The organism is Aeromonas popoffii, from assembly GCF_037818705.1.
Lineage (GTDB): Bacteria > Pseudomonadota > Gammaproteobacteria > Enterobacterales > Aeromonadaceae > Aeromonas > Aeromonas popoffii.
In genome coordinates this window covers 3,242,004-3,268,809 of record NZ_CP149129.1, presented here as the reverse complement: position 1 = coordinate 3,268,809, position 26,806 = coordinate 3,242,004, and the positions used below count along the sequence as shown (strand labels likewise).

Annotated in this window: 31 protein-coding genes; 30 read left to right on the top strand and 1 reads right to left on the bottom strand. The window is 50.4% G+C overall.

Annotated elements, in window-relative coordinates:
* Positions 1 to 249: 249 nt before the first annotated feature.
* From WJM78_RS14845 to WJM78_RS14805, 9 genes are all read left to right on the top strand, one after another.
* Positions 250 to 1,128, top strand: a complete 879-nt coding sequence (locus WJM78_RS14845) for a YagK/YfjJ domain-containing protein (RefSeq protein ID WP_339010163.1) — start codon at positions 250 to 252, stop codon at positions 1,126 to 1,128.
* A 33-nt stretch (positions 1,129 to 1,161) separates the two neighbouring features.
* Positions 1,162 to 1,617, top strand: coding sequence for a hypothetical protein (locus tag WJM78_RS14840; protein WP_339010162.1), 456 nt, complete (start codon positions 1,162 to 1,164; stop codon positions 1,615 to 1,617).
* A gap of 244 nt (positions 1,618 to 1,861) precedes the next feature.
* Positions 1,862 to 2,086 carry a DUF2188 domain-containing protein gene (locus tag WJM78_RS14835; protein WP_106842215.1) on the top strand — a complete coding sequence of 75 codons (225 nt, stop codon included), beginning with the start codon at positions 1,862 to 1,864 and terminating at the stop codon, positions 2,084 to 2,086.
* Positions 2,087 to 2,092: 6 nt separating this feature from the next.
* Positions 2,093 to 3,094, top strand: coding sequence for a CBASS cGAMP-activated phospholipase (locus tag WJM78_RS14830; protein ID WP_339010160.1), 1,002 nt, complete (start codon positions 2,093 to 2,095; stop codon positions 3,092 to 3,094).
* Positions 3,088 to 4,230, top strand: a complete 1,143-nt coding sequence (locus tag WJM78_RS14825; protein WP_339010158.1) for a CBASS cGAMP synthase — start codon at positions 3,088 to 3,090, stop codon at positions 4,228 to 4,230. The genes WJM78_RS14830 and WJM78_RS14825 overlap by 7 nt, the downstream gene beginning before the upstream one ends.
* The gene (locus tag WJM78_RS14820; protein ID WP_339010157.1) at positions 4,227 to 5,861 is read left to right on the top strand and encodes a ThiF family adenylyltransferase; all 1,635 of its coding nucleotides are present in this window, start codon (positions 4,227 to 4,229) and stop codon (positions 5,859 to 5,861) included. Before WJM78_RS14825 ends, WJM78_RS14820 begins: the two co-directional genes overlap by 4 nt.
* The gene (locus tag WJM78_RS14815) at positions 5,840 to 6,325 is read left to right on the top strand and encodes a Mov34/MPN/PAD-1 family protein (protein WP_339010156.1); all 486 of its coding nucleotides are present in this window, start codon (positions 5,840 to 5,842) and stop codon (positions 6,323 to 6,325) included. Before WJM78_RS14820 ends, WJM78_RS14815 begins: the two co-directional genes overlap by 22 nt.
* Before the next feature lie 156 nt (positions 6,326 to 6,481).
* Positions 6,482 to 7,423, top strand: a complete 942-nt coding sequence (locus WJM78_RS14810; protein WP_339010155.1) for a DUF932 domain-containing protein — start codon at positions 6,482 to 6,484, stop codon at positions 7,421 to 7,423.
* A gap of 11 nt (positions 7,424 to 7,434) precedes the next feature.
* Positions 7,435 to 7,995, top strand: a complete 561-nt coding sequence (locus tag WJM78_RS14805) for a lecithin retinol acyltransferase family protein (RefSeq protein ID WP_339010154.1) — start codon at positions 7,435 to 7,437, stop codon at positions 7,993 to 7,995.
* Here WJM78_RS14805 and WJM78_RS14800 read toward each other — a convergent pair.
* Entirely contained in the window at positions 7,984 to 8,328 is a 345-nt protein-coding gene (locus WJM78_RS14800; protein WP_107682634.1) for a helix-turn-helix domain-containing protein, read from the bottom strand. The genes WJM78_RS14805 and WJM78_RS14800 overlap by 12 nt on opposite strands.
* Before the next feature lie 148 nt (positions 8,329 to 8,476).
* Between WJM78_RS14800 and WJM78_RS14795 the strand changes: the two genes are divergently transcribed.
* From WJM78_RS14795 to WJM78_RS14695, 21 genes are all read left to right on the top strand, one after another.
* Positions 8,477 to 9,673, top strand: a complete 1,197-nt coding sequence (locus WJM78_RS14795; protein ID WP_339010152.1) for a hypothetical protein — start codon at positions 8,477 to 8,479, stop codon at positions 9,671 to 9,673.
* A 14-nt stretch (positions 9,674 to 9,687) separates the two neighbouring features.
* Complete coding sequence (locus WJM78_RS14790) at positions 9,688 to 10,146, top strand: hypothetical protein (protein ID WP_339010149.1); 459 nt, start codon at positions 9,688 to 9,690, stop codon at positions 10,144 to 10,146.
* 16 nt (positions 10,147 to 10,162) lie between these two features.
* The gene (locus tag WJM78_RS14785; RefSeq protein ID WP_339010148.1) at positions 10,163 to 10,441 is read left to right on the top strand and encodes a hypothetical protein; all 279 of its coding nucleotides are present in this window, start codon (positions 10,163 to 10,165) and stop codon (positions 10,439 to 10,441) included.
* Between the two features lie 75 nt (positions 10,442 to 10,516).
* Positions 10,517 to 11,206 (top strand): hypothetical protein, encoded by a 690-nt coding sequence (locus WJM78_RS14780; RefSeq protein ID WP_339010147.1) that lies wholly within the window; start codon positions 10,517 to 10,519, stop codon positions 11,204 to 11,206.
* Positions 11,207 to 11,285: 79 nt separating this feature from the next.
* Complete coding sequence (locus WJM78_RS14775) at positions 11,286 to 11,711, top strand: DUF2787 family protein (RefSeq protein WP_339010146.1); 426 nt, start codon at positions 11,286 to 11,288, stop codon at positions 11,709 to 11,711.
* Positions 11,712 to 11,721: 10 nt separating this feature from the next.
* The gene (locus WJM78_RS14770) at positions 11,722 to 12,150 is read left to right on the top strand and encodes a hypothetical protein (RefSeq protein ID WP_339010145.1); all 429 of its coding nucleotides are present in this window, start codon (positions 11,722 to 11,724) and stop codon (positions 12,148 to 12,150) included.
* Positions 12,125 to 12,427, top strand: coding sequence for a hypothetical protein (locus tag WJM78_RS14765; RefSeq protein WP_236758670.1), 303 nt, complete (start codon positions 12,125 to 12,127; stop codon positions 12,425 to 12,427). The genes WJM78_RS14770 and WJM78_RS14765 overlap by 26 nt, the downstream gene beginning before the upstream one ends.
* An 89-nt stretch (positions 12,428 to 12,516) precedes the next feature.
* Entirely contained in the window at positions 12,517 to 13,014 is a 498-nt protein-coding gene (gene radC / locus WJM78_RS14760; RefSeq protein ID WP_216995153.1) for a RadC family protein, read from the top strand.
* Positions 13,011 to 13,202, top strand: a complete 192-nt coding sequence (locus tag WJM78_RS14755; protein ID WP_339010144.1) for a hypothetical protein — start codon at positions 13,011 to 13,013, stop codon at positions 13,200 to 13,202. Before radC ends, WJM78_RS14755 begins: the two co-directional genes overlap by 4 nt.
* Before the next feature lie 227 nt (positions 13,203 to 13,429).
* Positions 13,430 to 13,579 (top strand): hypothetical protein, encoded by a 150-nt coding sequence (locus tag WJM78_RS14750; protein ID WP_339010143.1) that lies wholly within the window; start codon positions 13,430 to 13,432, stop codon positions 13,577 to 13,579.
* Positions 13,580 to 13,695: 116 nt separating this feature from the next.
* Positions 13,696 to 14,202 carry a hypothetical protein gene (locus WJM78_RS14745; RefSeq protein ID WP_339010141.1) on the top strand — a complete coding sequence of 169 codons (507 nt, stop codon included), beginning with the start codon at positions 13,696 to 13,698 and terminating at the stop codon, positions 14,200 to 14,202.
* On the top strand, positions 14,202 to 14,417 hold the full coding sequence (locus tag WJM78_RS14740) for a hypothetical protein (protein WP_339010140.1): 216 nt from the start codon (positions 14,202 to 14,204) through the stop codon (positions 14,415 to 14,417). The genes WJM78_RS14745 and WJM78_RS14740 overlap by 1 nt, the downstream gene beginning before the upstream one ends.
* Positions 14,414 to 14,776: a hypothetical protein gene (locus WJM78_RS14735; protein WP_339010138.1), complete on the top strand. Its 363-nt coding sequence runs from the start codon at positions 14,414 to 14,416 to the stop codon at positions 14,774 to 14,776. The genes WJM78_RS14740 and WJM78_RS14735 overlap by 4 nt, the downstream gene beginning before the upstream one ends.
* 78 nt (positions 14,777 to 14,854) lie before the next feature.
* Positions 14,855 to 15,397, top strand: a complete 543-nt coding sequence (locus WJM78_RS14730) for a hypothetical protein (RefSeq protein ID WP_339010136.1) — start codon at positions 14,855 to 14,857, stop codon at positions 15,395 to 15,397.
* A gap of 1 nt (position 15,398) precedes the next feature.
* The gene (locus WJM78_RS14725) at positions 15,399 to 15,755 is read left to right on the top strand and encodes a hypothetical protein (protein ID WP_339010135.1); all 357 of its coding nucleotides are present in this window, start codon (positions 15,399 to 15,401) and stop codon (positions 15,753 to 15,755) included.
* A gap of 84 nt (positions 15,756 to 15,839) precedes the next feature.
* Positions 15,840 to 16,154, top strand: coding sequence for a hypothetical protein (locus WJM78_RS14720; protein WP_339010133.1), 315 nt, complete (start codon positions 15,840 to 15,842; stop codon positions 16,152 to 16,154).
* A gap of 146 nt (positions 16,155 to 16,300) precedes the next feature.
* Positions 16,301 to 16,498 (top strand): ribbon-helix-helix protein, CopG family, encoded by a 198-nt coding sequence (locus WJM78_RS14715; protein ID WP_339010131.1) that lies wholly within the window; start codon positions 16,301 to 16,303, stop codon positions 16,496 to 16,498.
* Positions 16,495 to 19,620, top strand: a complete 3,126-nt coding sequence (locus WJM78_RS14710; protein WP_339010129.1) for an anti-phage-associated DUF499 domain-containing protein — start codon at positions 16,495 to 16,497, stop codon at positions 19,618 to 19,620. The genes WJM78_RS14715 and WJM78_RS14710 overlap by 4 nt, the downstream gene beginning before the upstream one ends.
* A 25-nt stretch (positions 19,621 to 19,645) precedes the next feature.
* Positions 19,646 to 20,734: an anti-phage-associated DUF3780 domain-containing protein gene (locus WJM78_RS14705; RefSeq protein ID WP_339010128.1), complete on the top strand. Its 1,089-nt coding sequence runs from the start codon at positions 19,646 to 19,648 to the stop codon at positions 20,732 to 20,734.
* 122 nt (positions 20,735 to 20,856) lie between these two features.
* Positions 20,857 to 23,880, top strand: coding sequence for an anti-phage-associated DUF1156 domain-containing protein (locus tag WJM78_RS14700; protein WP_339010125.1), 3,024 nt, complete (start codon positions 20,857 to 20,859; stop codon positions 23,878 to 23,880).
* Between the two features lie 60 nt (positions 23,881 to 23,940).
* Positions 23,941 to 26,691, top strand: a complete 2,751-nt coding sequence (locus tag WJM78_RS14695; protein ID WP_339010124.1) for a phospholipase D-like domain-containing anti-phage protein — start codon at positions 23,941 to 23,943, stop codon at positions 26,689 to 26,691.
* The last annotated feature ends 115 nt before the right edge of the window (positions 26,692 to 26,806 follow it).

Below are 26,806 nucleotides of genomic sequence, written 5' to 3'. Positions count from 1 at the left end.
TATTTACCATTAAAATCACAATGAATTCGCATATTTACATACATATGGACTAAAAAGTGTATTTCCATACTATTAACGAAACCTATTTAGTTAAGGGGTATATTATATAATTAATAAATCAATTAAACATTAATCATCAATAAATTACCATTAGTTGAGTTATTAAATTTTCATTAGTCAATATTAATAACCTAACAACTCAACACCAAATCACTAGCATATTCATTACTCTTCACTGAGGGACTACCTATGTCTACAGACATCCTGAACTTCACTAATAAACTGGAATTAAGATATCCATCATTCAGCATCCATGCTTTCCAAAAAGCAATGGATGCAGTAACCAAACACTACTATCAATACCAAGAGGCTAAATCAGGTCATCCATCTGTCGAATTGTTCCTTCAACACCTATACCCCTATCGCGACTTTAATATATTGGATGAGTGTTTATCTACTCGAGCACGAGATGTGCTTTTAACAGGCGTAGATGAAATCCTAAGCGATTTTGTCGTGGAGCTAAGGTCACCGCATCATCAGAAACGGCTACGCAATCTGAGGCGTTCTGAGAAGCGTAATAGCTCAAGTATAAAATCGTATGTAGATGAACTATTTGCCAAACATGCAAAACTACTGGTTGTACGAGTAGATTTCCACTTTAGAGACTCAGTGACTATCGAAGAAGCTCAAGAGGAACGAGAGTGGTATTTGCGTTCGGTTAAGCGAGAGTACAAATCACTGGTCGGTTACGTATGGAAATTAGAATACGGCAAGCACCGGGAATATCATTATCACATCGCCTTTTTCTTCAATGGCAATATTGTGCAGAACGATATCCGGTTAGGCCGTTTATTAGGTGAAGCTTGGAGGGCAGGTAGTTATCACAACTGTAATGCTGATAAGCAGAAGTACGAAGAATGGGGTACGTGTGGAATTGGAGAGGTGCATTGGAATGATTCGAACAAACGGCAGAGGCTATTAGATTATGCCCTGAACTATTTGTTCAAAATGGATGAAAGGTTACTGGCTACGATGTTTGAGCGTTCCCGTAGCGTGGGCAAGATGGAGGTGCCTCACAGAAGCAGGAAAGGGGGAAGACCGAGGGTTCTCAGGGGCTCTCGAGAGTAGTATCTTATTGGCTCCCCTATTCCGGATCCACGAATGACCATCGAGCAACTTGCCAGATCCACACGCAGCGTCTTTGAGCAGCACTACGAGAGCCTAACTGGTCTGCCCTTCTTCACCAGTTTCCCCCTGAACTGCTGTCAGGGGGCCACTGTGGTGTTTGGAATGCTGGTAAAGCTTCTCCCCACACAGCACACCGTGACTGTTGTCAAAGGCGATACTAGGGATGGCCGTGAGTCGCACTACTGGGTAGAGATCGATGGCCTAGTCTATGACCTGACCCTGGATCAGTTTCAAGAAACGTTAGGTAGAAGATTTGAGGGGATAAATGCCCCACTATATGGGGCAGCAAAACATCCGCTACGAATGCATTTCTTGCCTTCAGAGCGACAATCAGCAGTCCTGGCATTCAGTTTTTTTTGCCAAAAGCATGCCAACTTAGAGGGGGTCGATGCTGCTTTGCAGTTCGTTCGCTATGAGGTCCAAGTTTAATGGAAAAAGTACACTCCCCGCCTCTATCCGCATACACCTTCAACTCCGCCCACCATCATTGATGTCTTTAACAAAAATCAATATATGGTAGTTGACCACATAAACAGGCACGCCATATAGTGTCACAGTGTCCTCAAGTGGATAGCTATACATTCTTTAGCCGGCATAACTGAAGTAGTGGGTAGCTATTGACTAGCCCACCAGCATAGCTGGCTCTCATTGGTTCAATTCTGGGAGATTTATGATGGCGGGAAAAAATCAGCATGTTGTTCCTCACGAAAATGGTTGGGCTGTTAAAGGTGAAGGCAATCAGAAGGCAACCTCTGTACACAACACTCAGCAGCAAGCCATTGATGCCGCGAGAGATATTGCACGAAACCAACAGTCTGAACTTGTCATTCACCGCCCGGATGGTCGTATTCGTGACAAGGATAGCCACGGCAAAGATCCTTTCCCGCCAAAAGGCTAACAGACCATGACAAGTCCCCCAACGTATCACGTTCTGGCATTATCAGGTGGTGGTTATCGCGGCCTATATACAGCCACTGTTCTGGCCGAACTCGAAGCCGTACTGGGTCGCCCTATAGCTTCACACTTCGATCTCATCTGCGGTACATCCGCAGGGGGAATGCTGGCATTAGGGCTAGCTGCAGATATTCCCGCTTATGAGCTCAAAGCCCTTTTTGAAGAACAAGGCAATCGCATCTTTGGTTGTCGCAACTTATGGCGGCGAATGCTCGGGTTCTGGTGGACAGCAAAACATGACTCCGACGGATTACGGCAGGTATTAATCGAACGCTTCCAGGAGCTCACTATGGGTGATTTGAAGCATCGTGTTCTTGTGCCGGCAGTCAACTATTCGACAGGGCGCGGGCAATTCTTTAAGACGCCTCATCACCCATCTTTTGAACTGGATCATCGCATGAAGCTCGTCGATGTTGCGCTTGCAACAGCAGCAGCTCCTGTCTACTTTCCATTAGCACGAAATGACCGGGGAGTTTTTGCGGATGGGGGGCTGGTTGGCAACGCTCCAGGTTTATTTGGGTTACATGAAGTAACCACATTCCTCGCACCAAACCAGAATGCCCAGATTAGAGTTCTGTCCATAGGAACAATGAGTATTGGCGCTACAGTTCGAGGGGCCGCAAGTCTTGACCGTGGATTTGGGAAATGGCGTGGGGGGCTCTTCGACTTAGTGATCTCGGCTCAGGAATCGTCAGTAGACTATATGCTGCGGCAATTGCTAGGGAACAACTACTTCCAGATCGACGACAAGGCAACGCCTGATCAGAGTAAGGATGTAAAGGCGCTAGATCGGGTTTCTATAGGTGCAACTAACACGCTCAAAAATCGAGGAATTCACGCCGCGCAACGTGCACTTGGCGATCCACTTTTTAAACCGTTCCGAGCGCACCAAGCCGGTGCCCCCACCTTCTATCACGGCCCCAACAAGAATGCTTCGGAGGTCACATGCTAAACCTGAGTCCGCTTTTCTTTACTACTTCTGATGACGAATCCTGCATGCATGACGAACTGGATCTGACCCCCGAACAACGTGTCAGTATCGCCAATGCGCGCACAGATGTCAGGGACTGTCTGCGAAATGGCATCCCACGAGTGCTGAAAGCGCATGGATATTCTGAAGATGTGCCACAGCCGCGCTTCTTCACGCAAGGATCGTGGGCATACAAGACGCTAAATTCCCCGGCAAAGCCCCCTCAACAAGCGGATATTGATGATGGCTGTTATTTGCCATTGAGCTTCGTTTCGCAGACGAAGCGTCCCAGTGTAGCGGCAATGGTGTTCTTTACCGCTGCGGAAGAAGCCTTAACGCCACTGGTTAAAGAAAAGCAGTGGAAGCTTGTTACCGATAAACCAACATGTATCCGCATAATCATTTCCAAGTATGCTCACATTGACATTCCGTTGTATGCCATACCAGACAAGGAATTCGTCATGCTAGCCAAAGCATCGATGGAGAGCTACGGCTATGATTCGCTGACCGAAGCAGTGAAAAAAGCAGAGCGAGATGCTTGGACAGCCCTACCTGCTGACGAGGTTCTCCTCGCACATCGCGAATACAACTGGATGCGCTCTGATCCCAGACCAGTAAAGGAGTGGTTTTTGGGCGAAGTTGAGGCCAAGGGAGAGCAGTTTCGCCGCGTGATTCGCTACTTAAAGGCATACCGCGATTGGAGATGGTCCAGCGGCGGACCAGCTTCGATCCTACTGATGGCCTCTGCGGCGCCCCTCTTTGAGAAACGAGATCGACGCGATGACCTTGCACTACTGGATGTTGTTACAAAACTGCCGGGTAAACTACGTGCAGGGGTCAATAACCCCGTGGATGAGTCAGAATCGCTCACAGAACGGCTTGGCAAGGCAGGTGTCGAAGAGGCTGCAAAAGCATTTGAAGAATTCGAAAAGATGCTTCGTGGGGCCACTAACGCTAGCAGTCCTTCACAGGCTTGCATTTGGATGCAGGGCGAATTCGGTCCTCGCTTTCCGAATGAGCCAGATCGAGTCAAGGCTGTATCGGTCGCCGCCACCATCGCAGCAGCACCTGCCACGGCAGGTCCAAGCGAATTCGTCGGGCGTACGAAGGCTGGATGAACAACGTCGTTACTGTCACTGATGTGATCGATGCCTTCAAGCAACAAGGTTTCTATTTTGTCTGCAAAACGGATGATGGCTGGTTCAAGTTGCAGGGACAACTGCTCCCACCCAACGCGGACAAAGGATACCTGTGTGAGATTCAGATGGACCCCGAGTTCTTCGACCTGCCTCGCATTCGGCTGCTCGACATTCCTCCTGAGCTGCCCAAGACGCTCCCTCATCTTGGCGCAAACGGTGATCTTTGCTATCTCGCCAAGGGAACTATTGTTCTGGATATCTTCGATCCTTTAGGACAGTCTTTGGCGTGCCTGCAACGTGCGGCAGAGGTATTCGGGCAGATTTTGCAGGGTGAGATGATAGAAGATCTCGCTGAAGAATTCTTCGCCTACTGGAACGGCTGGCTTTGCTTCTCAGATATGCAAAACGACGAGCTGGGACGACAAAATTGTATTGTCGCGGAAGCCGCCAATGGAAAACCATTTTTGTTCATCACCGATAACGAAGATCGAACAACAATAAAGTTGAGTTCACTCGGTTTCCAAATAACCGATAAGACTTTGCTAACTTACCGAGTCAAAACCGCCGCTCAACCTCGGCCGCTAGCCAACCAATGGCCGCCTGTGACGGTCGCAGATATGTTGGCTTGGCAAAGCACCCTTGACCCTCGGTGCCGGCACAATATTCACGAACGCATAAAAGAAGGGGAGAGAACGAATGCTAAGGGCGTACTGATCATTATTGAATCACCGCTGATGACCTATGGCTTTGTCGTTTTCTATGATCGCCAAGAACCAGTCAAAAAGGACAGACTTAAAGAGCGCAGAGATCCTAGCTACAGGTTAAAGGTAACGCCCATCTCTGTAGTCAGAATCGATGATAGATATCTTGCTCAGCGGAACATGCCCAAGTCAAAGACGCTTGCAGGTAAGCACCTAGCCATTGTTGGATGTGGCACAATCGGTGGGTATCTGTCGGACATGCTGGTCAAAGCTGGGGCGGGAACATGTGGTGGAAAACTCACATTGGTGGATTTCGATATCCTGCTTCCCCAGAACATCGGACGCCATCGCCTAGGATTCTCTGATCTGATATCCAACAAAGCCGAAGCCATGGCGAAAGAGCTCAAACGCTTGGCACCTGGCGCTGAGATTCGAGCTCTCCCTGTGGATGTGAGGTTGGCCCAACTAGGAAAGCTGGATCTGCTCATAGATGCTACTGGGGAAGAAGCATTAGGACATTGGCTGTGCGGTTACTATCAGCTTCCCCTACCCATGCTCTCAGTCTGGATCGAAGGACCGGGAACAGGCGTCCGTGCACTCTTGAGAGCGAACGAATCAGGAGCATGTTTCCGATGTCTTTGGCATAGCAATAGAAAAGGTGAACTCCGTTCTACCCTTTCTCCTCTTCCTACTATCTTGGCGGGACATGGATGCGAGGGCTTGTACGTGCCATTTCCCGCTTCGGTGTCCGTACAAGCTGCCAGCCTAGGAGCTGAGATGACAATTGACTGGGTCAATGGCATCAATTCCCCTGCACTGCGTACGAGACTGATCGACCGAACCCAACAGCCAGCTACACCAGATTGTGATCCGCAGCAGGATCGGGAATGTCCTATATGCTGCCAATGAACTCCTGGGCCACCGAGGATAGCAGAACGCTGCTACATTTTTCAGGGTCTGCGCTGAGAACTTTCTGCCAGCATATTCAAGTAAGTGAATTCGATTGCGAAGCTGGGGGCATTTTGCTTGGCTCGGTACACGGCACTCATTTACTCATCGAGCAGGCAACAGTTCCCACAACATTGGATAAACGGTTTCGATATCAGTTTGAACGGATGCCGACAGGTCACGAAGCCATCGCTCAGTCTAGATGGATGGCAAGCCAGGGTACTGTCCGCTATCTAGGTGAATGGCACACACATCCAGAGGACCATCCTCGTCCTTCTAGTCTCGATATATCCGAATGGAGTCAATTAGCAGCACAGCGTCGAGACAACCGACCAATACTTGCAGTCATAGTTGGTCGGTATTCCCTACATGTTGAGTTAGCTCATAGTTCAGGCGATGCCCAAGTACTCTTTCCTATCTCGTAGCATTCTATCGTCAATGCTCTCGCGTTTATTGACTAAACCAAGAACCCTTAGCAACCTGAACTCTGACTATAAATGAACCAAATCTCAGACATATGTTATCTCCATGAACCTACCTCAGGGACTGCTTCGGCAGTCCCTTTTTCATTGGAGACCTCTATGGCTCATTTGATTGATTCCATGGCCTACACCGGCCAAGCCCCTTGGCATGGCCTCGGCAATGTTTTACCCCCACAACAGTCCCTTGATGTCTGGCTGCAAGCCGCCGGGATGGACTGGACCATCGAGCACAGCGATGTGCTGTATCAGGGCTCGTCTGGCCTGCACACCTACCCCGACAGCAAAGTGCTCTACCGCTCCGATACCCTGGCACCGCTATCGGTGGTCTCACAGCGCTACAACGTGGTACAGCCCCATGAGGTGCTGCACTTCTATCAAGATTTGGTGGAAGCCGGAGGTTTCGAGCTGGAGACTGCAGGCTCACTCAAAGGTGGTCGCAAACTCTGGGCTTTGGCCAAAACTGGCCAGGGCTTGATGCTCAAAGGTGGTGACCTGGTGAAGTCCTATCTGCTGCTCGCAACTAGCTGTGATGGCACCCTCTGTACTACGGCGCAGTTCACCTCAGTGCGGGTGGTGTGCAACAACACTTTGCAGGTTGCAGTAGGAGACCAGACCGGCGCCATCAAGGTGCCCCACTCAACCCAGTTTGACGCAGCTACCGTGAAACAGGCTCTGGGGCTGGGGATAAGCCAGTGGGACCATTTTGGCCAGCATGCTAAAGCGCTCAGCCAGCGCCCTGTGGCACCTCGAGAGGCACTGCGTTTTTTCAGTGAGTTGCTGGCACAGCCTGTGGATGAAGAGAGCATTGTGCTCACTCGACCTGTGCAGCGTTTGCATGAGCTCTACCAAGGGGCTGGGATGGGGGCAGAACTGGCCAGCTCTCATAACACCGCGTGGGGGTTGGTCAATGCGGTGACCGAGTATGTCGATCACCATCGCCGCACCCGCAGCCAGGATCATCGGCTGGATTCAGCCTGGTTTGGCCAAGGCGCTCAACTCAAATCCCGTGCCCTGGCACAAGCCATCACCTTGCTGCAGTAGGAGAGAGCATCATGTCCGCATTGAACTATGGCGACCACCTTATCTCTCCGCGTATCGGTTATGAGCACCATGGGGTCTACGTTGGTAACAATATGGTGATCCACTACCAAGGCCCCTTCTCGGGACACGATGCTTGCCAGATTGTCCGCTCCAGGCTCAGCCAGTTTTCCCAGGGACATGACGTCCGGGTCCAGCAACACCCCTATCGTCACTTCAGCAGGGAAGAGGCGGTCAATCGTGCCCGACGTCGTCTGGGAGAGCGCAGCTACAACCTGCTGTTCAACAATTGCGAGCACTTTGTGCAGTGGTGTATTGAAGACCGCCATCACTCACCTCAGGTCACCCGTGCCGCCCAAACGGTGATCGCCTCCCAAGTGGTGAAGACCTCGGTCGGCAAGCTCGCCTCCACGACAGGAGCCGGGCTGACTAGCGCCTATGTCAGTAGTACCGCAGCGACGACCACGGCGGCCTCCCTGGTTGCGCTAGGGAGCGCTCCAGCATGGGCACCAGTAGCGGTGGGTATTGCCGCGGCTTACGGTGTTCACAAACTGTGGGATTGGTTAACGGACTAACCGGCCAATCAGCGTCGTCATCATCTCCATCACCAGTTGCCGGTCATCATTACTCAGCGTTGCCAACTGCTGGCTGAGGATGATGGCCTGCTCCTGAGGACGGGGGCTGGTTTCACGCAGCAAATCCACCAGCTCACAGTCAAATATGTGAGCCAGTTCAGCCAATCGCACAATGGTGGGAACCACAACCCCGCGCTCCATACGCGATACCGCTTCCATCCCTATCTCTAACCGTTCGGCCACCGCCTCCTGGGTCAATCCACGCTGTTGGCGTTGGTGAGCAATCGCCTTACCCACCAGCCGGGCTAACTCATCTTGATCGATCTTTGTCATACGTCCTCCGAATCAACTTGAAAGGTTGATAGCTAGACCCATTGACATGAAGGACTCAAAAAGATGAGGATCGCCTTTTGTGGTTGATTTGGGTCGAGTGTAGACGTTTTAAGTCGAACGAGACGGAACAAATAACAAGGAAATAAATATGAAAAAGTCACTGTTACTGCTTGCCATGCTGGCAGCCATTCAGGCCCAAGCCGAGCCAACCCAAGAGGGTGTGTGGCAAGTCAGCAAGGGCAAACCCTTTCCAGGGTACAACTACTGGGTGGAGGACAGCTCAGGGAAAGAGGAGGTGAGCCTGACTCTTACCTGCGACCCCAACGCGACCGCCGAACTGATTGCGCAGGTGGGTTATACCCAGTACGGCCACTATGGCGACAAGGCATTCGGGTTGATTATTGATGGCAAGCGATACGATGGTATTCGTCGTCTCGGTGAGGACTTCCCGGCCTTTTGGGAAGCACTTCGCGCTGCCAAGCAACTGGCGATTTTTACTGAAGACGAGGAAGAGCAAGGCATCGTCCCAGTGCCCACCACGGGACTCGCTGCTGCGTTGCCTGCCGTCGGTTCATCGGGCTATTTCTGCCGAGCCAAAGAGAAACCCGAGTCAGAGAAGCCGCAACCTGCCAAAGGCATATGGCGCAGCTCTGGGGATGCGAGCAAGGGATATACCTATTTTGTCTACAACAGGGGAGACAGTTTCAGCATCGCGTGCCAACCGAACAAGCCTGCGGCGATCACCGCAAATGTTGGTGGCTACAGCAATCTCGGCAGCGCTCCTTACCTCAGCGACTTTGTATTCACAGTCGATGGCAAAGTGTTCATTGCGCACCAGGCCTTGAAGGAGCAAAAAGGTCTCGACACGCTTTGGAATGCGCTAAAAAAGGCAAAAGAACTTGATGTGTATCCAAATGGGAAGGGGGGACGTAAGTATTCATTCCCAACTGACCAGATCGCTGATGTCTTACCGGCACCTGGCTCTGCAGGGTTCATCTGTCTGTCGGAAGCAGAACACAATGCCGCCGTACTTAATGATGACCTGGTCAACATCGAGCCGCTGAAGGATGGGGATGTACACCTTCGTAAGCGCATCAACCCCTACTACCGCAAAACAACCTGGAACAAATACCTGCTCGACATTACCAGCCGCAGTAACCGGATGGTGATCACCGACCTCAAGATCAACCGTGGTAGTTGCACTATCGATCCGAAAGCCAAGCTGCCATTTCGAATGGGCTTTGGCGGCAAAGTGACGCTCTCTCTGCTGCCGGAGGACTGTAACCCCCTTGAGATCACCGTGACCACATTAGGCGGTGAGCAAACCCTCTCGTTTGAGCAATAAAATAAGGACGCATCATGTCAACTATTACTGAAATGCAAAATAAAATGAACATCAAAACCTTGAACTTTGCCCTGTTAGGGCTTGTCACGGGGAGTATATACAACGTGCTTTGGCTGAACAAAGCTAACCGTGTTATTGGTGATACAACAAAAATTAAATTAGTCGATAGTGCCTATATCATTTGGTTGTGTATTTGCCTGGGTCTAAGCTATATGCTATCTGGCACGGGCGATGAGATATTGGATGTGCTGTCTGGCGCACTCACCATTGCCAATCTAGTTTTGCATATTGTCTGGGCATTTAAAGCTCGGGCGGTGCTCATGGCATATGCATTGAATGAGCATCGTGTAGACTTAAAAATGAATGCGTTCTACACCGTCATATTTCATGTTTTCTACATTAACTATTGCATCAACGACCTATCTGAAGCGGAAAGAAAGCAGAGGGTGTTAAGTGGGCAAGAGGCATCGTAGAAAAAACGATAATCAATTGTTGGCGGCCATCCAGGCCGCCTCTCATCGCACACTTGAATTAAGAGTTTACACGCTGATGAAAGAAACATTTAAATGGTTGTTGATGGCAGTCATGCTGCAGGGATGCTCTGACGTGAAAGAGCAGGAATTTATTTCAGGATGCCAATCAACAGGCATGCTAACCCAGGTTTGTACATGCATAGCGGATGAGCTGGATGGCAATCTAGAGCATCCTTCCGACAGAGAATTATTCAATGCATCAATGGCTTGCCGCAATAGTATATTGGGCAAGTAAGCATTATCGCGAAATATCTTTTCAGGCTTCACAAGGATAAACATCCATCATGGATATACAAGTAGGGAATGAGTGATGAATAGAAAAACACTTTCATTAATGTTCGTGCTGTTTAGCAGTACATCGCTAACAGCTCAAGAAATGGGGGGTTGGCATAGTTCATGGGGACCAGGGACACAAGTAAACTATAGCGTTGAAACAGCTGATGGCACTCAGTTGATTATTACCTGTAAAGATGCTGAGCCAGTTTCAATGTATGCTGCGGTAAAAGGTCGTGATTACGGTACGGACCTGGCTGATTTTAAACTGATGGTTGACGGGAACGAGTATGTGAAACCGCCCTATCACCTGGCTGAGTTTGATAAGTTTTGGGATGCGTTACGTCAAGCCCAGGTCCTTTACATTGCCACCGCAAAGGGATTGCGTGAAATCCCGACTGAAGGGATTGCTGATGCACTTCCTGGATCAAACACTCCAGATTATAACTGTTACACTCAACCCAAGCACGATGCGATTAAAGCTGCCCAGGCCAATAATATGAATGCCGCTGATGTAGGGAAGTCCGTAGCTATTGATTTAGACCAGTTTGCCGTTGAGGCTACCACTGCGGATATGTCGCAAACACAAATGGGGGCTGGTCAAATTGGGGCTGATGAGGGTTTATCCTGGTATGAGCGAGCATGGTTCGGGATTGTCGAGCGAGTAGAAAAAGTTCAACAAAAAATACAACTAACACTCAGAAAAATAACCAACCTGTTTCGTTAAAAATAAACACACCGCTTATCACATCATATTGAGGGGGAGGCTAACGCCTCCCTCTCGCATTTTATCAAGGAGCTGTCTCATGAGTATTGATTTTCACCAGAAGGGCATCTGCCTGCCCGTTGCACCCGCGCTACTGGCGCTACTCAATCAGGAGGTCGCCAATATCGACCTCAACCTCGAGCGCCTGACCCAACTCACCTTCAACTTTCGCTGTCACACCTATAGCCCAGAACAAGGAGGTGCTCACCCGGTCGAGATTCGTCTGATACGCGGTCTTGATGGCTGGCTGTTCGATTACGTCACCGATTTCAGTTACCAGGGACTGGGTCAGGATGCCGAGCTCTGCAAGGAACTCTATTTCAACTTCCTGGATGACGAGCACTATTTGCAAGGATGGGGCCCGATGCAACGCGCCGAGGCCCATGAGTTATTCACCCTGTGGCAGACCAACTTTGTTGCCTACTGCCGGATGGCGTACTTCACCGTCACGGTCAGCGGGGATTAGGAGGTGTGTGATGACTAACGAACTGCCGCTTTCCCACTACTCACGTCAGTGGCTGGGGCTGGTCGCTGCCAAGGCCAAGCTGCAGCCAACCCGCCAGGGCGAGCGCTGGTTGCTGCACCTGACTCCGGGTAGCCCACATGCCCGCACCGTCACGCTGCATCTGCGCTGGTCTGGGGGGCAGTGGCAACTGCTCTCCCTCACCAATGCCGAGGACTGGCGGAGCATGAGCCAACCGAGGGATGAGATCTGCGTGGACCCCACTCGTCGCTGTTTCTGGCGCTGCCAAGCAGGACCGGTTTCTCTCACCGAGCAGCCTCGTGTACTGGGCAGCTTTCTGGCCGACCTGCAGCGTACCTGCATTCATCACGGCTATCGCGTGGAGAGTGATCCCTTACCCCCAGAGGAGACACACGATGCCCAACCAACCGATCGCCGTTGAGCTTGAAGCGATTAATCGAGATGGCGAGACGCAGGTGGTGCGCGACAGTGGCCTGACCGTGCAGGGCTACAGCGTCTACCTGCGGGCGGTAGAGACCAATGGCCTTGCCCTAGCTACCTGGGTAGCTGACTACGACACTATCGGCCCTGCTTACGAACTGGCAGAGCGATTAAGTCTGGCACTGGCCATCCCGCTAGACGTGTTGGTGCCCGAACCGCTGATACCGGTACAGAGTGGTCCCGCAGCCACGACAGGAGCCATCACGATGGCCAACTGAACTACTCTCACAGTGAACCAACAACCTCTCTGCATTTAGCCCCGGTATGCCTCGCGCTGTCGGGGTTTTTCTTTTTCAGGAGACCCACCATGCGTTACCACAAACTCAAAGCCGGGGAATGCCCCGGCACTTATGTCGTCACCGAGCCGGTGACAGAGCAAGACCTGCTGCGTATCGCCAACCAGATTGCCCGCAAGCGCCTGGCTAAAGGCTCCGCCATCACCAGTACCACAGAGGCCGCCGAGCGACTGCAAACCTTGCTGCAAGACCGGGAGCACGAAGTGTTTGGCGCACTGTTCCTCGACTCCCAACATCGTGTCTTGGCCTTTGAGGAGCTGTTTCGAGGCACCCTCGACAGCGCCAGCATCTACCCACGGGAAGTGGTCAAGCGGGCCCTGATACTCAATTGCGGGGCCATCATCGCCGTCCACAATCACCCCAGTGGTGACCCGGAACCCAGCCACTCTGACCGGGTCTTCACTCAGGCCCTCAAAGAGGCCTTGGCACTGGTCGATGTGCGGTTGCTTGACCATCTGGTAGTCGGCGCCGAAGGCGTAGTCTCGCTGGCCGAGCGAGGCCTGCTATGAACCTTACCCCAGGCAAAGCACACCTCACCGTCCTCGATATCCTCATTGAGCTGCGTTGCTGGCTTGCAGACAACGTCGAGATGCAGGCAGCGCCCGCTATCGTCGCTCACCTACCCAACGGTTACCAACTCACCCAGGCCGACTGTGTCGAGGCCATTGATGCGCTGCTGCATCAGCTACGCCATTAGCCAAGCCAAACCAAGCCAAGCCAAGAAGGGACAAACACAGTGCGATTACCTAACCCCTATTCCCCTGAGGAAACGCTGGGCAAGCTGCGCGATGGCTTGGCTGTTACCTGCAATGAGGGGGCGCTGGCGTTGTTGGAGCAAGCAGTCACCAAGGCTCGTGATGACAGGGTATATGCCAAGCAGTTTGAAGAGGCTTTGCTGCTGGGCTCCACCATCGAGATACGCGAGTGTCTCAGCTGCTTGGTGACTACTTTGAGCGCTCCAGAGACGCGCCGCCCTATTACCCACACCACGATGCCGTCAACGGCATTGATTCCACGCTCTACGCCATCCTGTTCGATGCCGCTCACCCCGACACTGAGCAGGCGTATGAATAACGCCAACATCCCCAAACCCGGATCATCAGCGCCAGCTCCATGATCCGGATATCACGACATCACCCACAGGGCCACCTCACTGCAGGTGGCCCTGTTCATTTCAAGGAACCATCCCTATGTCTGCCTTCATGATTGACCGCCAGGATTACCTGGCCTTTGCCGTGCAGTTACACCGATTTTGCAATGCCCCGATGCCACCTCATTACACCCTTGAGCTGCTGCGCTCCCTCTGGTGGAACTCACCAATGGATGTCACCAGTACCTGGACGTGGCGAGTTGATCGGTTGGTACGGTTGATGATGATCGCCAATCGGCGGGCTGTCTGGCATCGCTATCAGCTAGGGCGTCAGCAGGACCAGAAGGAACCACGCCAGCACCGCTCGAACAAGCTGGGACCGCTTAAACCTGCCCACAGTTACCACCAAGCACCACTCACCGATGCCGAACTGGTAGTCCTATACAAATTCACCTGCTGCGCCCTGTACCAGTCGAGCGAATGGAGCGGGAGCCCAGAGCAGGCACCACGGCTGGTTAAGGTGATACAGCAGTTGCAACAGGCTCTCGCACAAGACGTGCTGACCCGGCAGTCACTGTGGGAGCAAGCACCTTGGGGGGAGATGTGATGGATCTATCCATCATCCTGACGGTGACAAGCTCGCCACCGAGCTCAACCGCCCATATAGCCCAACGTATCGCCAATGACATGGCACACCTCCATCACCGTCTGGGTGATGGGGTCAGTGATGAACTGGGCATCAGCATCAGTTACCTGGTCGAGCAGTTTGCGCTGCTGGCAGCGGCTTACCGTGCACCTACAGAAATGGAGAAACACCCATGATTGAGTTCAACGACAGCTTTAGCCAGGCCGCTGTAGCGGAGGCCATGTGTGCACATCCGGGGCTTGCCAAGCTCATCAACCAGCAGTTGATGTTGCCGAGTTTTGCCTATGCCCACGATGTGGAGGGGAGACGTATTGGCGGCCCGCTGGTCGCGCCCAACCCAGTACTGCACAAGACAACGCTCTTTGTCAGCCCACGGGATATGCGTGAACACCTGCCGTGTGAGATTAACTTCGCCCGATTTCGCTGCGCCTGTAATGCAGCGGGGCAACCGGTCAGTGAGTGGCAACGGGTGATTGTCGGGGCCTACGTCAACCACGGTAGTAATGACGAGCCGGATTGGAGTAGTCACACCTGAGCCACGGCCACCAGCACAAACAAGACCTCTAACAGCCCCTCACACCGAGGGGCTGTTTGCATTTTAAGGAACCCACCCATGCACGACCTGCGTGATTACAAGACCCTGACCGCTCGGCAGCTCACCACTGCCATCGGTCAGCTCAACCACAACACTGCGCCGAAGATAATGACCCACCTGGCATTGCGGGCCAGACAGCTGCATCCGCTCGGTAATCAACGCAGCAGAGCCAAGGCACTCAAGCTGCTGCGTCGGGTCAAGAAGACTCACAAGGCGGGCCGTATCCCGCTTGAGCTCACGGTGACCGGCTGCCGCATCGACCGGGGTAGCCATCAGGCTGACCGTTACTACTACGACCGAACGCTGCTGGCCCAAGGCTGGCAGCAGTACGACACCGAAGAAGATGCGTGGTACTTCGGTATCTGGATTAACACTGAGAAGCTGGAGACCTTTACCTACGCAGAGGGGGATACCAGTCATGTGATTGCGCCAAACGTTGAGGTGTTTCGCTCTGAATTGGCTCGGCTCTATCAGTACCACCCGCAAGCCCCAGCATTTATCAGTATCGACCCGGAGGCGGGCGTTGTGACTCATCATTTTGAAGCCAAGCCGGAGATGTGACATGGCCAAACACATCACCATAAGAGTTCCCGGCAAACATCCGCAAACTGGCGAGCTCACCACCTTCGAGCTCAAGGGGCAGCGTATGAATATCGACATCGGTGGGCAGGCCGTGCCCTTTCTTATTCACGGGAGGGGCATCGGCACCTCGCTCACCCACATCCCGAGTGGCTACCGCATAGCCCTGCTCGGTGGCTGGATCACCGCTCGTTACGCAATACCTGAAAATAAGCCCAGCAGAACGGATTGTGCCCAGATGGCCATAGACCGGCTGGTAGCCCAGTACGGCTCGCGGCACCTGCTGGACCGACTCAATTGCAAGCCAGTTATCAATGATACAGCTGACTGCGCTCGTTGAGGTCCCACCGTCTCGCTCATCCACAAACAGCATAAAGGGCCAGCCCTCACAGGCTGGCCCTTGGCATCATTGGAGTCACCGAACATGACCCGTCTTATCACAGGGCTCGAGGTGCATCGTTATGCCCCCGAACTCAACAAACTGCATCTGCGCAACCGACAAACGTTACCAGCCCCCGGCATCACCACCATCAAAGAGGCTAAAGCCCGCCTGTTTGGCCGCTGGCAGCCAGGGCATCAGGTGACCATCACCGTGAGTCATCCTGACTACGTCAATCTCTCCCGGCTCTACCGAGGGCGACTGGCCAGCTTGACAGAACTCCCGGAGCATCTGACCAGACTACGCAAGCGTCACAACGTGCCCGGCACCATCATCGATATAACATTGAGGTATTGCTAATCATGCCTAGTACATTTTCAGTACTCCATTGAGTGATGGAACTGAGCTGTACGGGGTCAATTTCCAAAAGAAGCCTGTCTCAGTTGTCCAACCATCTTCAAGACAGTATATTGCAGTACATTTGCAGGCATTTCTGGGAGAATGGAATGGCTACCACCAAGACGGCAACGCTTACCATCCGAGTCGATCCTGGCTTGAAAGACGCATTGCGAGCCGCAGCGCAGGCTGAGCATCGCTCTATCGCAAACATGGTAGAGGTATTGATCCGCGAGCATTGTGAAAAAAGTGGTATTGCCATCGAGCAACCCGGAAAAATGGAACAACTTGGGGAACACGAAGCATGATCAAGACAGTTAAGCAGGCCTGTCGTTTTAATCCTGTCATTCAGGATTATCGAATGAGTCAAGGGATTGAGAACCTTGCGGATCTCATTAATGACGCTGGCGACGGCCAAGAGTTTTTTGCTCGCAATTTTGTTACTCACGGCATGGAGCAACTCTTCCGCGAAGGTATGCTTCGCCTGTCTGGTAAGTCTGATCAAGCTGTTTTTGAACTCACGCAAGCGATGGGTGGCGGTAAAACCCACATGATGATTGCGCTAGGTCTGCTAGCAAAACATGCCCATCTGCGCCCCGAAGTTCTGCCTGCTGACCTGAATGTACGACTGGACTTTGGTAATGCCAGAATTGCCGCATTTAATGGCCGTAACAGCCCTGATAACTACCTCTGGGGGGATATTGCGACCCAACTCGGTGAGCCCGAAAAAATCAAGTCACACTGGGTCGGTGGCCCTAAGGCTGTTGATCAGCAAAAATGGAAAGAGATAATCGGCGACACTCCAACGCTGATTATGCTTGACGAACTCCCCCCTTATCTCCAAAACGCCTGCACACAAGCCTATGGTTCTGGCACTCTTGCGGACATGGTTGTCTACAGTCTTAGCTCTTTGATGAGTGCTGCGTTGGAACTGCCCAACTGCTGTATTGTCATTGCCAACCTATCGGGGAGTTATGAAGGTCAAACCAAAGCGCTCAAAGAGGCCATTTCGAATCTGCAGCAAGAAACCCGCCGCCAGTCGATGACCATTACCCCCGTTCAACTATCGGGTAATGAGATCTATGAAATCCTAAAAAAACGCCTGATTGATGAACTGCCGGATGAACAGACCATTGGCGATGTTGCGGAGGAGTATGCCCAACAAATCAAAAAGGCAGAAGATGGTGGGTATATCATCTCATCAAGCATCGAGCAAATCGCCGATCAGATAAGAGAGACCTACCCATTCCACCCCTCTTTCAAGCACTTGGTTGCTTTGTTTAAAGAAAACGAAGGCTTCCGGCAAACACGCGGTTTGATGCAGTTCACGGCTCGCCTACTGAAAAGTGTGGCACAGCGTCAGACCGATGATGTGTTCCTCATCGGCACCCAGCATTTAGATCTCAATGACGAACAAGTAAAAGATGAGATCGAACGCATTTCACCTAAGTTGATTCCGGCTGTGACCAGAGACATCGCTGACAAGGGGAATGCCATTGCTGAACACATCGACAGTGAACTTAGCAACGATGCTGCTAGTCAACTAATGACCCTGCTCTTAGCGTCATCTCTCTCGCGTGCTGTTGGTGGGCGTATCGGTCTGTCAGAAAGTGAAGTGATTGAATTCTTGGCTGCACCTAACCGTAAGGCTGATGAGTTCCTCGACACACTGCAAAAGTTACGTGAGCAAGCTTGGTACTTGCATCGGGAAGATCAACGTTTTTACATCAAAGAAACCGAAAACCTGTCGCGTCAGATCGAGCGAAACGCAAAGGAAATTCCACAGCCTAAAATTGACCAAGCGTTGATTAATCGGCTTAAAGGTATCCTGCAACCTAACCGCCGTAACGTCTATCAAGAAGTACAGATCCTTCCGCGCATGGACGAACTTAAATTGAGCGGTCCACGAGTCCTGATCGTGATCAAGCCTGATGGCAAAGTGCATCCCAGCGAGCTGAACAACTTCTTTGAGTTTCAGCAGGAGAAGAACAACCTGCTAGTACTGACCGGGCAGGACAGCATCATGGCTGATGCAGTAGAAGAGCGCCTGCGGGAGTTGTACGCAATCGAGCAAATAGATAAACGCTTGAAAGCTGGTGATACCTTGTTCGAGGAAGCACGAGACAGGTTGGAAGAGGCTGAGGGGCGTTTTATAAAAGCCTTGTCTGCGTCATATAACACTATTCTTTTCCCCGGTCTCGAGGAGATAGATGGTTCTGAGCGCTTGCTCAAAGTGACTATCGATCAGGGATTAAGGACGGGGGACGGTGACCAATCCGCTGAAGCCCAGATTGAAAAACTCATGGCAGACCCAAGAGCTAACTATAAGCTGGCAGCTGACCTGAAGGACGACTTCCCCCAGTATTTTGCGATGGCCGAATCTGAATTGTGGCCCTCAGGTGCAAGCAACCGCCGAACGCCATGGAAGGATGTGGTTAACCGAGCAAAATGCAATGCAGGTTGGCCTTGGATGCCTGGTGTCAGCGGTATGGATACACTAAAAAACGAAGCCTTGAAACAAGGGCGTTGGCGATTAGGAGAAGATGGCTACGTTGAGAAGGGGCCATTTCCGAAAGAGAAAACCAGCGTTAACGTCTCGCTTCTAGGCACAACACCAGATACGAGCGAATCACTGCTTAGCTTGACACCGAGAAACGCAGGTGAAAGTCCTGTCATCCATTACTCATCCTCTGCCGCTGTGTCGAGTTCAGACCCGAAGGTGGATGATTTGGAGAACTTTGCCACGACCGAAGGTACACTCTACTTCCTGGTCGTTGACCCAACAGGTAAATACGAAAATGGCGAGCCAACGCGCTGGGTAGCCGAACTAAAGATTAGACACCAAGTTGAGCCTTTTGCCGATAGGCGCAAAGTCACACTGCAGAGTACCCCTAAGGCTGAGTTGTGCTACACCCTGGACGGCAGCAATCCAAAAGACGGTCAACCCTATACCAATTCGTTCGAAATAGGTTCAGAGGCAACCCGTTTGCTGGTCTATGCAAAATCCGGTGAAGCAACGCAAACCGCCGATTTCAAGATCCCACATAGCGGTGACAAAACGGTTCAAATTGATGACACCAAGCCCGCACGCTTAAACAGTAGCAAGCGGGTTCCGCTGGATACGACAGAAAAGGTCTTCACTGTCATTAACCGGTTCAAAGATCAGGCAAACACCCGTTTTAAAGGTGTGCGCATTGAAATAGGTGAAGGTGAAAAGACCGTTAGTATTCGCTTTGGAGAACGCCAAATCACTACCGCGATGATCGAGGCAACAATAAACAACCTGCGCGATGTCCTGAACGAAGCTGATGCCAATGTCTCAATTGCGGTGAGGGACGGTATCGATTTTGAAAATGGCTTTGAAGCAAAAGAGTTCGCCAAGTTGGTCGGCATTGAGCTGAAGCCAGGCGACATTACCCAAGACGACTAAGCACGCCAACACAGAGGTTATCAATATGGCAAAGACACCAATAAGCAGAACGACAACAGCGGCTAAGCATCCGACGCTGGGCTTTGGTGTTCCTGCCACCAGCGACCCCCACCACTTTAAAGTTGTCATCCCCAAGAGCAATAACGGTGAAGTGAAAATCAGCGAGCACCTTGGCTTACAGGCACAAAGCGAAAAATTTTCTGTGATTGATCGCGTCCTACTGGACAGGTCACGCTGGGCCGCAATTCGAGCCGAAGTACAGCGAGCATTTAATGCTCGCTTGAAAAGCTATGGCTTGAATACAAGCAGCTGGGAAGTAGGAGAAAATGTTGTTGACCGTCTGCTGGGTAAAGAGCTTTGTGTGCTGGCTTGGGCAGTAGAAGGGATGGAAATTGATAATATCCCTGTTGCAGTACGTAACTGGTTAGCGCTTCGTCCAGAGGAACGTTGGTGGTTATTTGGCATGACTGCGAAAAGTAGTGGTGGTATTGAGGATCGTGATGTGGGTTGGCGTATCGCTTTGCGTCATGCTCTGGGTGATATTGTTCAAGCCGAGCAAACTGAGTTCACTCAAGACAGCAACGTATCCTACAACAGTGACCGTGTATCAAAGTCACATGAAGTAGAATCGCCATCCGTCGGTTATGACGCGTTGATACTCGTCGGCGATGATAATACACCTCCCCAATATGCTGATGGTCATAACTCGATACCGCTCGATAGCGCCAGTACACCCAAGCCTAATCTAACTGAACAAGACACCTCTTCTGCGGAAGAGGTCTTATTCTTGTACGAGGCCAAGCAAGCTAAGGCTGTAGGGTACCCTGTAGGTGAGATCAGTAGCCCCGAGTTCTTGGTCAAAAAAGGCTCAACAGCAAACATCGCTCTCGCCAAATCTGTTCGTCCAGCAATTCGAGAACTGCGTCAAAAGCTGTTAGATGAGGGCATACTCGTGAAAAAAGGGAATGTCTATTCTTTTACCCACGAGTACCGCTTTCAAAGCCCCAGTACAGCCGCGTGTGTGATTGCAGGAAATCCACGCAGTGGTATGGATGCATGGCGTGATCTACAAGGCCACAGCTTGAAAGAGCTAGGATACGGAAAGAAAAATTAACATATGACGCTAGCATTTTGAGAGCTAATTGCTACGGCATAATAAAAACCAAATAAATCACAGACCGAAACATAAGTGTAAATAAAAATTTTATGTCTCGGTCTGATTGGAGATAGAAGTAAATGGCAGAATTGACTCCATTCGCGCTTAAGGATACGCCCGCACTTATTGAGGCAGTATACCCAGCACAAAAAATATCTATTGAAGCTCAAGCTGAGAGGAAAGCGGTACAAAGCCAAACTCTTACTGGTCTCGGTTCGTATTGGAAAGGGCGAAAGCCTTTAATTCTAGTGCGGTCAATCGTTCTTGGTAGCTTACTACCTCAAACAGACGATGCAGAAAAGGATCTCGAAATATTCGAAATGCTAATGGGGTTTGATATCGAAAGCCTAGCAAAGCGAGCTTACATTCAAAACAGTATTAAACCAACCGATATCGCTTCAAGTATTTCACTGGACAATCCTTGGGATTACTTTTCTCATAATATAAAAATAACCGATCCAGATTTTAGCGATGTTTCATCGATTCAGTTTCCAATCGACAGCAATGCCATGGGATTTAAGCTTCGCTGGAGTAGAGATATCGATGAGCAAGATAAAATAAATTTGCTTACTCAATACCTTAAAACAATTGATGGTTATGAAGAGAAAGCAAATCTTGGAAAAAGATGCGAGCAAATAGATCCAAAATGGCTTTACTCACATATATGGAAACATGTAAATCGCCATTACAAAAAATTGGGCGTTAGTGTAGATAGTCACCAAGAGCTAGTGAGTCAGTTTGGTATCTTAAGGTTCGGCAAAACTCCTACAGTTGGCGACTCTTTTTCTGGTGGTGGATCGATCCCATTCGAGGCTGCTCGAGTGGGGTTTGATGTCATCGCATCTGATCTAAATCCAGTGGCTTTAATGCTTTCTTGGGGCGCCCTAAATGTATTAGGCGTTGACACAAAGCAGCAAGAGAAGTTACTTGCCGAGCAAGAGAGAGTAAAACATCTCGTCGAGTCAGAATTAAATGAACTTGGAGTTGAAGTTGATTCACAAGGAAATCGGGCCAAGGCATATTTGTATTGTTCTGAAACAATTTGCCCGCAAACTGGCTGGCGAGTGCCGATGTCACCGACTTGGGTAATCTCGGCAAGTCGCAACGTGATAGCCGACCTGGTTCCAAATTATGAATTTAAAAGGTTTGATATTGATGTTATATCTGGAGTCAGTAACGACGAGTTAAAAAAAGCTAGCAATGGAACAATCCAGAAAGGCAACCTTGTTTACGAACTGGACGGAAAAATATACTCAACGCCAATTAAAACACTGCGTGGAGATTACAAAGAACGAGATGGAAAATCAAAGAATGCATTGCGTCATTGGGAAAAAAGTGATTTCCATGCACAAGAGGGCGATGTTTTCCAAGAAAGACTTTATGCTATACAGTGGATAAGAAAAGAGACTATAAATTCTGGCAGGCAAGAGACATACTTTTCTAGCGTTACGAGCGAAGATCTAGCTCGTGAGAAGATCGTTCATCAGTTTGTAAAATATAACTTACATGAATGGCAGACAAAAGGATATGTCGCAGATATGGAAATCGAGCCGGGTGCGGAAACTACACGCCTAACTCGGGAGCGTGGTTGGACGCACTGGCATCACTTATTTGATGCCAGAAGCATCCTTACTCTGGCACTTACTAAAAAAGCCATGTCATCCAGTGCAATGTACCCATATTTGCTGATAGGTTTCGCAAAACAGTTAGACTGGCTGAACAAAGGTTGTTACTTCGGAACAGGTGCTGCTCGTGAATCTATCAGTCATATGTTTTCAAATCAGGCATTAAATGTTCTTGTCAATTATGGAACGAGAAGCTCGTTTTCTTGCTATCCAATATGGGAGCTTAATTTCCTTGACAGGAAGCTTTCCAGTAATAGCATTAGTATAGCTTCGTGCAGTGCTGAAAACATAAACCAAGAAGCAGAATATTGGATTACGGATCCACCCTATGCAGATGCAGTTAATTATCACGAAATAACTGAATTTTTTATATCCTGGCTTAGGAAAGACCCACCAGTTCCATTCAACCAGTGGAACTGGGATTCCCGCCGCGCCTTAGCCATCAAGGGTTCTGGCGATGACTTCCGTAAAGGTATGGTCAACGCCTATAAAGCCATGGCCGACCATATGCCCGACAATGGCATGCAGTGCGTAATGTTTACCCACCAGGATACCAGTATTTGGTCCGATATGATCGGTATTTTCTGGGCGTCAGGATTACAGGTTGTCGGAGCTTGGTATATTGCCACAGAAACAACGTCTGAACTGAAAAAAGGCGGTTACGTGCAAGGCACGGTTATCTTGATGCTGCGCAAGCGTCCTGCTGGTGAAAACACGGGCTTTAAGCAGCGATTGCTGCCAGCTGTTCGAGCGGAAGTAAAACGCCAAATCGAAACCATGATGCATCTAAACGATGAAGTGAAAGACAAGTTGGGCGAACCTGTCTTTAACGATTCCGATCTGCAAATGGCTGGTTATGCAGCCGCACTAAAAGTGCTGACCTCTTACACCCATATTGGCGGTGAAGACGTCACCAGCTTTGCTTTGCGTCCCCGCACCAAGGGTGAAGTAACCGTCGTAGATGAAATTGTGCAACAAGCCGCTGAAGCAGCAAACAGTTTACTGGTGCCAGAAGGTTTAAGCTCAGATACCTGGCAAAAAATAAACGGTATTCAGCGTTTCTATTTGCGCATGATGGATATTGAAACCACTGGTGCCACCAAACTCGACAACTACCAGAACTTTGCTAAGGCCTTCCGAGTCGAAGACTACAGCCGGGTTATGGGCAACATGGGCGCCAACAAGGCTCATTTGAAGCAGATCCCCGAGTTTGCATCACGAGATCTCACGGACAGTACCGAAATCGGTTCAACCTGGCTTGGCTATTTAGTTATTGGGTTACAACAGATTCTCAATGAGAAAGAGCCACAAACCGTTGTCAACCAGTTGCAGGCAGACTTACCAGACTTTATGGAAGCGCGGCCAATATTGATCGACATCCTAGCGTTTATTGAAAAGAAAGCCCCCGAACAAGCCACTCGCGATGCAGCAGATGTGTTGGGTGCTCGGTTGAAAAATATGCGCGCGCTAGGTCAATAAAGTAGATACAACAACTAAGCAACAAGGTGAGTAACCACCGCGGATGGAGATTCCACAGTAATGAGCATTCGTCGATTTTCATCACGTACACATAGACTTGACAGTAGCTTCTTGCTGGAGCACCTAAAAGGTGCTCGCAGCTATAAGCGAATTGCTGGTTACTTTACCAGCTCGTTATTTGAAGTCGCCAACGAACTGATTGAGTCTATTCCCGATGTAAAAATCGTCTGCAACGTGGATATCCATCCCGACGACCTGAAGGTAGCCCAGCTACGCGAATCCAAGATGATTGGTCGATGGAATGAGCAGGATATTGAAGCCGAAAGTCTGCTCAATCGTGACCGCTATCGCCGGTTGGACAGTTTTCTCGCTAAGCATGGCCAAGTTATTCGCGTCGCCCCTGATAGCGTTTGTGGTTTTCTACACGGTAAGGCTGGCGTGATAGAGCTAGCCGATGGCCGAAAAATCGGCTTCATCGGCTCCATGAACGAGACCAGTAGTGGCTGGCAACGCCATTACGAAATTCTCTGGGAAGACGAGTCACCAGAGGGGGTGCTGTGGATTGAGCAAGAGTTTGAATACTTGTGGAATGCGGCTCGACCTCTACCTGAAGCTATTATCCGTGAGGTAAAACGCCGAGGTTATCGCCGTGAGGTGCTATTTGAAGATATTGCTGAAGATGACGATATTGCCCCAGCTGCACTTATTGAGTCACCACTTTATCGCCAAGGGTTCTCCTTGCAACCTTGGCAACAAGGGTTTGTGAGTGAGTGCATTCGTCATTACCACAACCATGGTATTGTGCGCTTGTTGATTGCCGATGAAGTCGGGCTGGGTAAAACCTTGTCGATGGCGACGGCGGCTCTCGCACTATGCTTGCTCAGCGATCGCGAGAATAAGAAGCGCAAACCTGTCATTATTTTTGCTCCTGCCACACTGTGTGAACAATGGCAGGTGGAAATGATCGATAAACTGGGTATCCCTTGTGCTCGGTGGCAAACCCAAAAGAAAGCTTGGCTGGATCCTGAAGGGAGAATTATTTCACCAGCAGGGCAAGAGCATATTGCCAAGTGCCCTCTGCGTGTTGGGATCGTATCCACTGGCCTGATGATGCGCGACTCGTTGGAAAAGCAATATTTGCTGGGATTACGCTTTGGTGTAGCTATATTGGATGAAGCGCATAAAGCTCGAAGCCGTCAAGGCTTCGGCAAAGATGCGGGCACCCACAATGAGCTGCTTGCGTTTATGCGAGAGATTGCTGCGCGCTCCGATCACGTTATTTTAGGCACCGCGACCCCTATTCAGACTCGCGCCGAAGATTTATGGGATTTGGTTGGGATCCTGCATCAGGGGGACGGTAATTTCGTACTCGGTAACGACTTCTCTAAATGGCACCGACCTCAAGAGGTACTACCGATTTTGTCTGGTGAACAACGTGTCACCAAACCGAGTTTTGCCTGGGAGCTGCTGCGCTCCCCTTTACCTGTCGTAGATTCGACTAATGAACCGTTTGCACGCCGCTTATTTAGCTCTGTGCGTCAGGATCTTGAATTAATTAATCGGAATGACCGGTGGAATATTAATAGTTCGTTATCTGACCTACATAGGGACTCCTTGGAGTATCTTGAGGATGAGTTAGATAGAGACATTGCTAGTGCCAGTTTTTTTCAACGGGAAAATCCATTCATCCGTCACATTGTTTTGCGCAAGCGAGTAGCCCTAGAAGATGCTGGTCTTTTGCCGCGTATTGGTGTGGATGTTCATCCAGAGAAAGCCTTGGCGAAAGAAGTCCACTTGTTTAATAGTCTGTTCGAGGGTAAGGCACTTAGAACAAGTGAGGACTTCCGGCAAGCCTATTCGGAGGCCAGACTCTTTGGCAAAGCCCTGGCGCAGAGTGGAAAGGGCAGCGGTTTCATGAAAAATCTGATGGAGCAGCGGATTTGCTCAAGTATTGCAGCCGGATTGAATACAGCGCGCATGCTGCTTGAAGGGAGAACTGTTCGTGAAGAAAGTGACGAACAGGTTATAGAGCTCACCGCCGAAAGCCCCGAAGAGATTGCCGTTTTGCAACGAATGATCTCTCGGCTAGAACGTATTGACGAAGATCCCAAGCTCAACGCTGTCATTCATTACCTCGAGAATGAAAAATGGCTGAAATATGGTGTCATTATTTTTAGCCAGTATTACGACACAGCGAAGTGGGTCGCCGATTCACTTGCAGAACGCTACCCCGACCAAGCGGTCGGCCTTTATGCTGGCGCTGGTCGCAGCCGCCTGTATCAAAAAGGTGAAAGCGTAAATATTGAGCGCGAAACGCTAAAACGGATGGTGGCAGAACATCAGCTGGAAATAATGGTCGCCACAGATGCTGCCTGTGAAGGCCTTAATCTTCAGACCTTGGGTACACTGATCAATATAGACCTACCTTGGAATCCTACTCGCCTGGAGCAGAGGATCGGTCGTATCAAGCGCTTTGGACAGGTTCGCGAAAAAGTCGATATGCTGAATCTTGTCAACGAACAAACCGTCGACGAAAAAGTGTACGAAAAGCTTTCCGAACGGATGCAGGATCGCTACAACCTTTTTGGTTCTCTACCAGATACAATCCGTGATGAATGGATCGAAGACATTGAAACTATGGGTGAAAAAATGGATGAGTACATCAATGCTCAGAAGCAAGCCAATGGCTTTGACCTACGCTACACCGAAACCATGGCTCCATCTGATAAGGATTGGCGTGACTGCTCGAACGTTCTTTCACGTCGTGATTTCGCTGAGCTGATGACGTCTGGGTGGAATGAGAGTAGATAATCGTGTGGCTTACCTTCGCTGTCGCGGGAGCTATCTCGAATAGCGCCAAGGCTACGTTGCCTTGGTTGATATAATCTCTAAGAGAGGGAAACATCATTAATACGTGGACACCTGA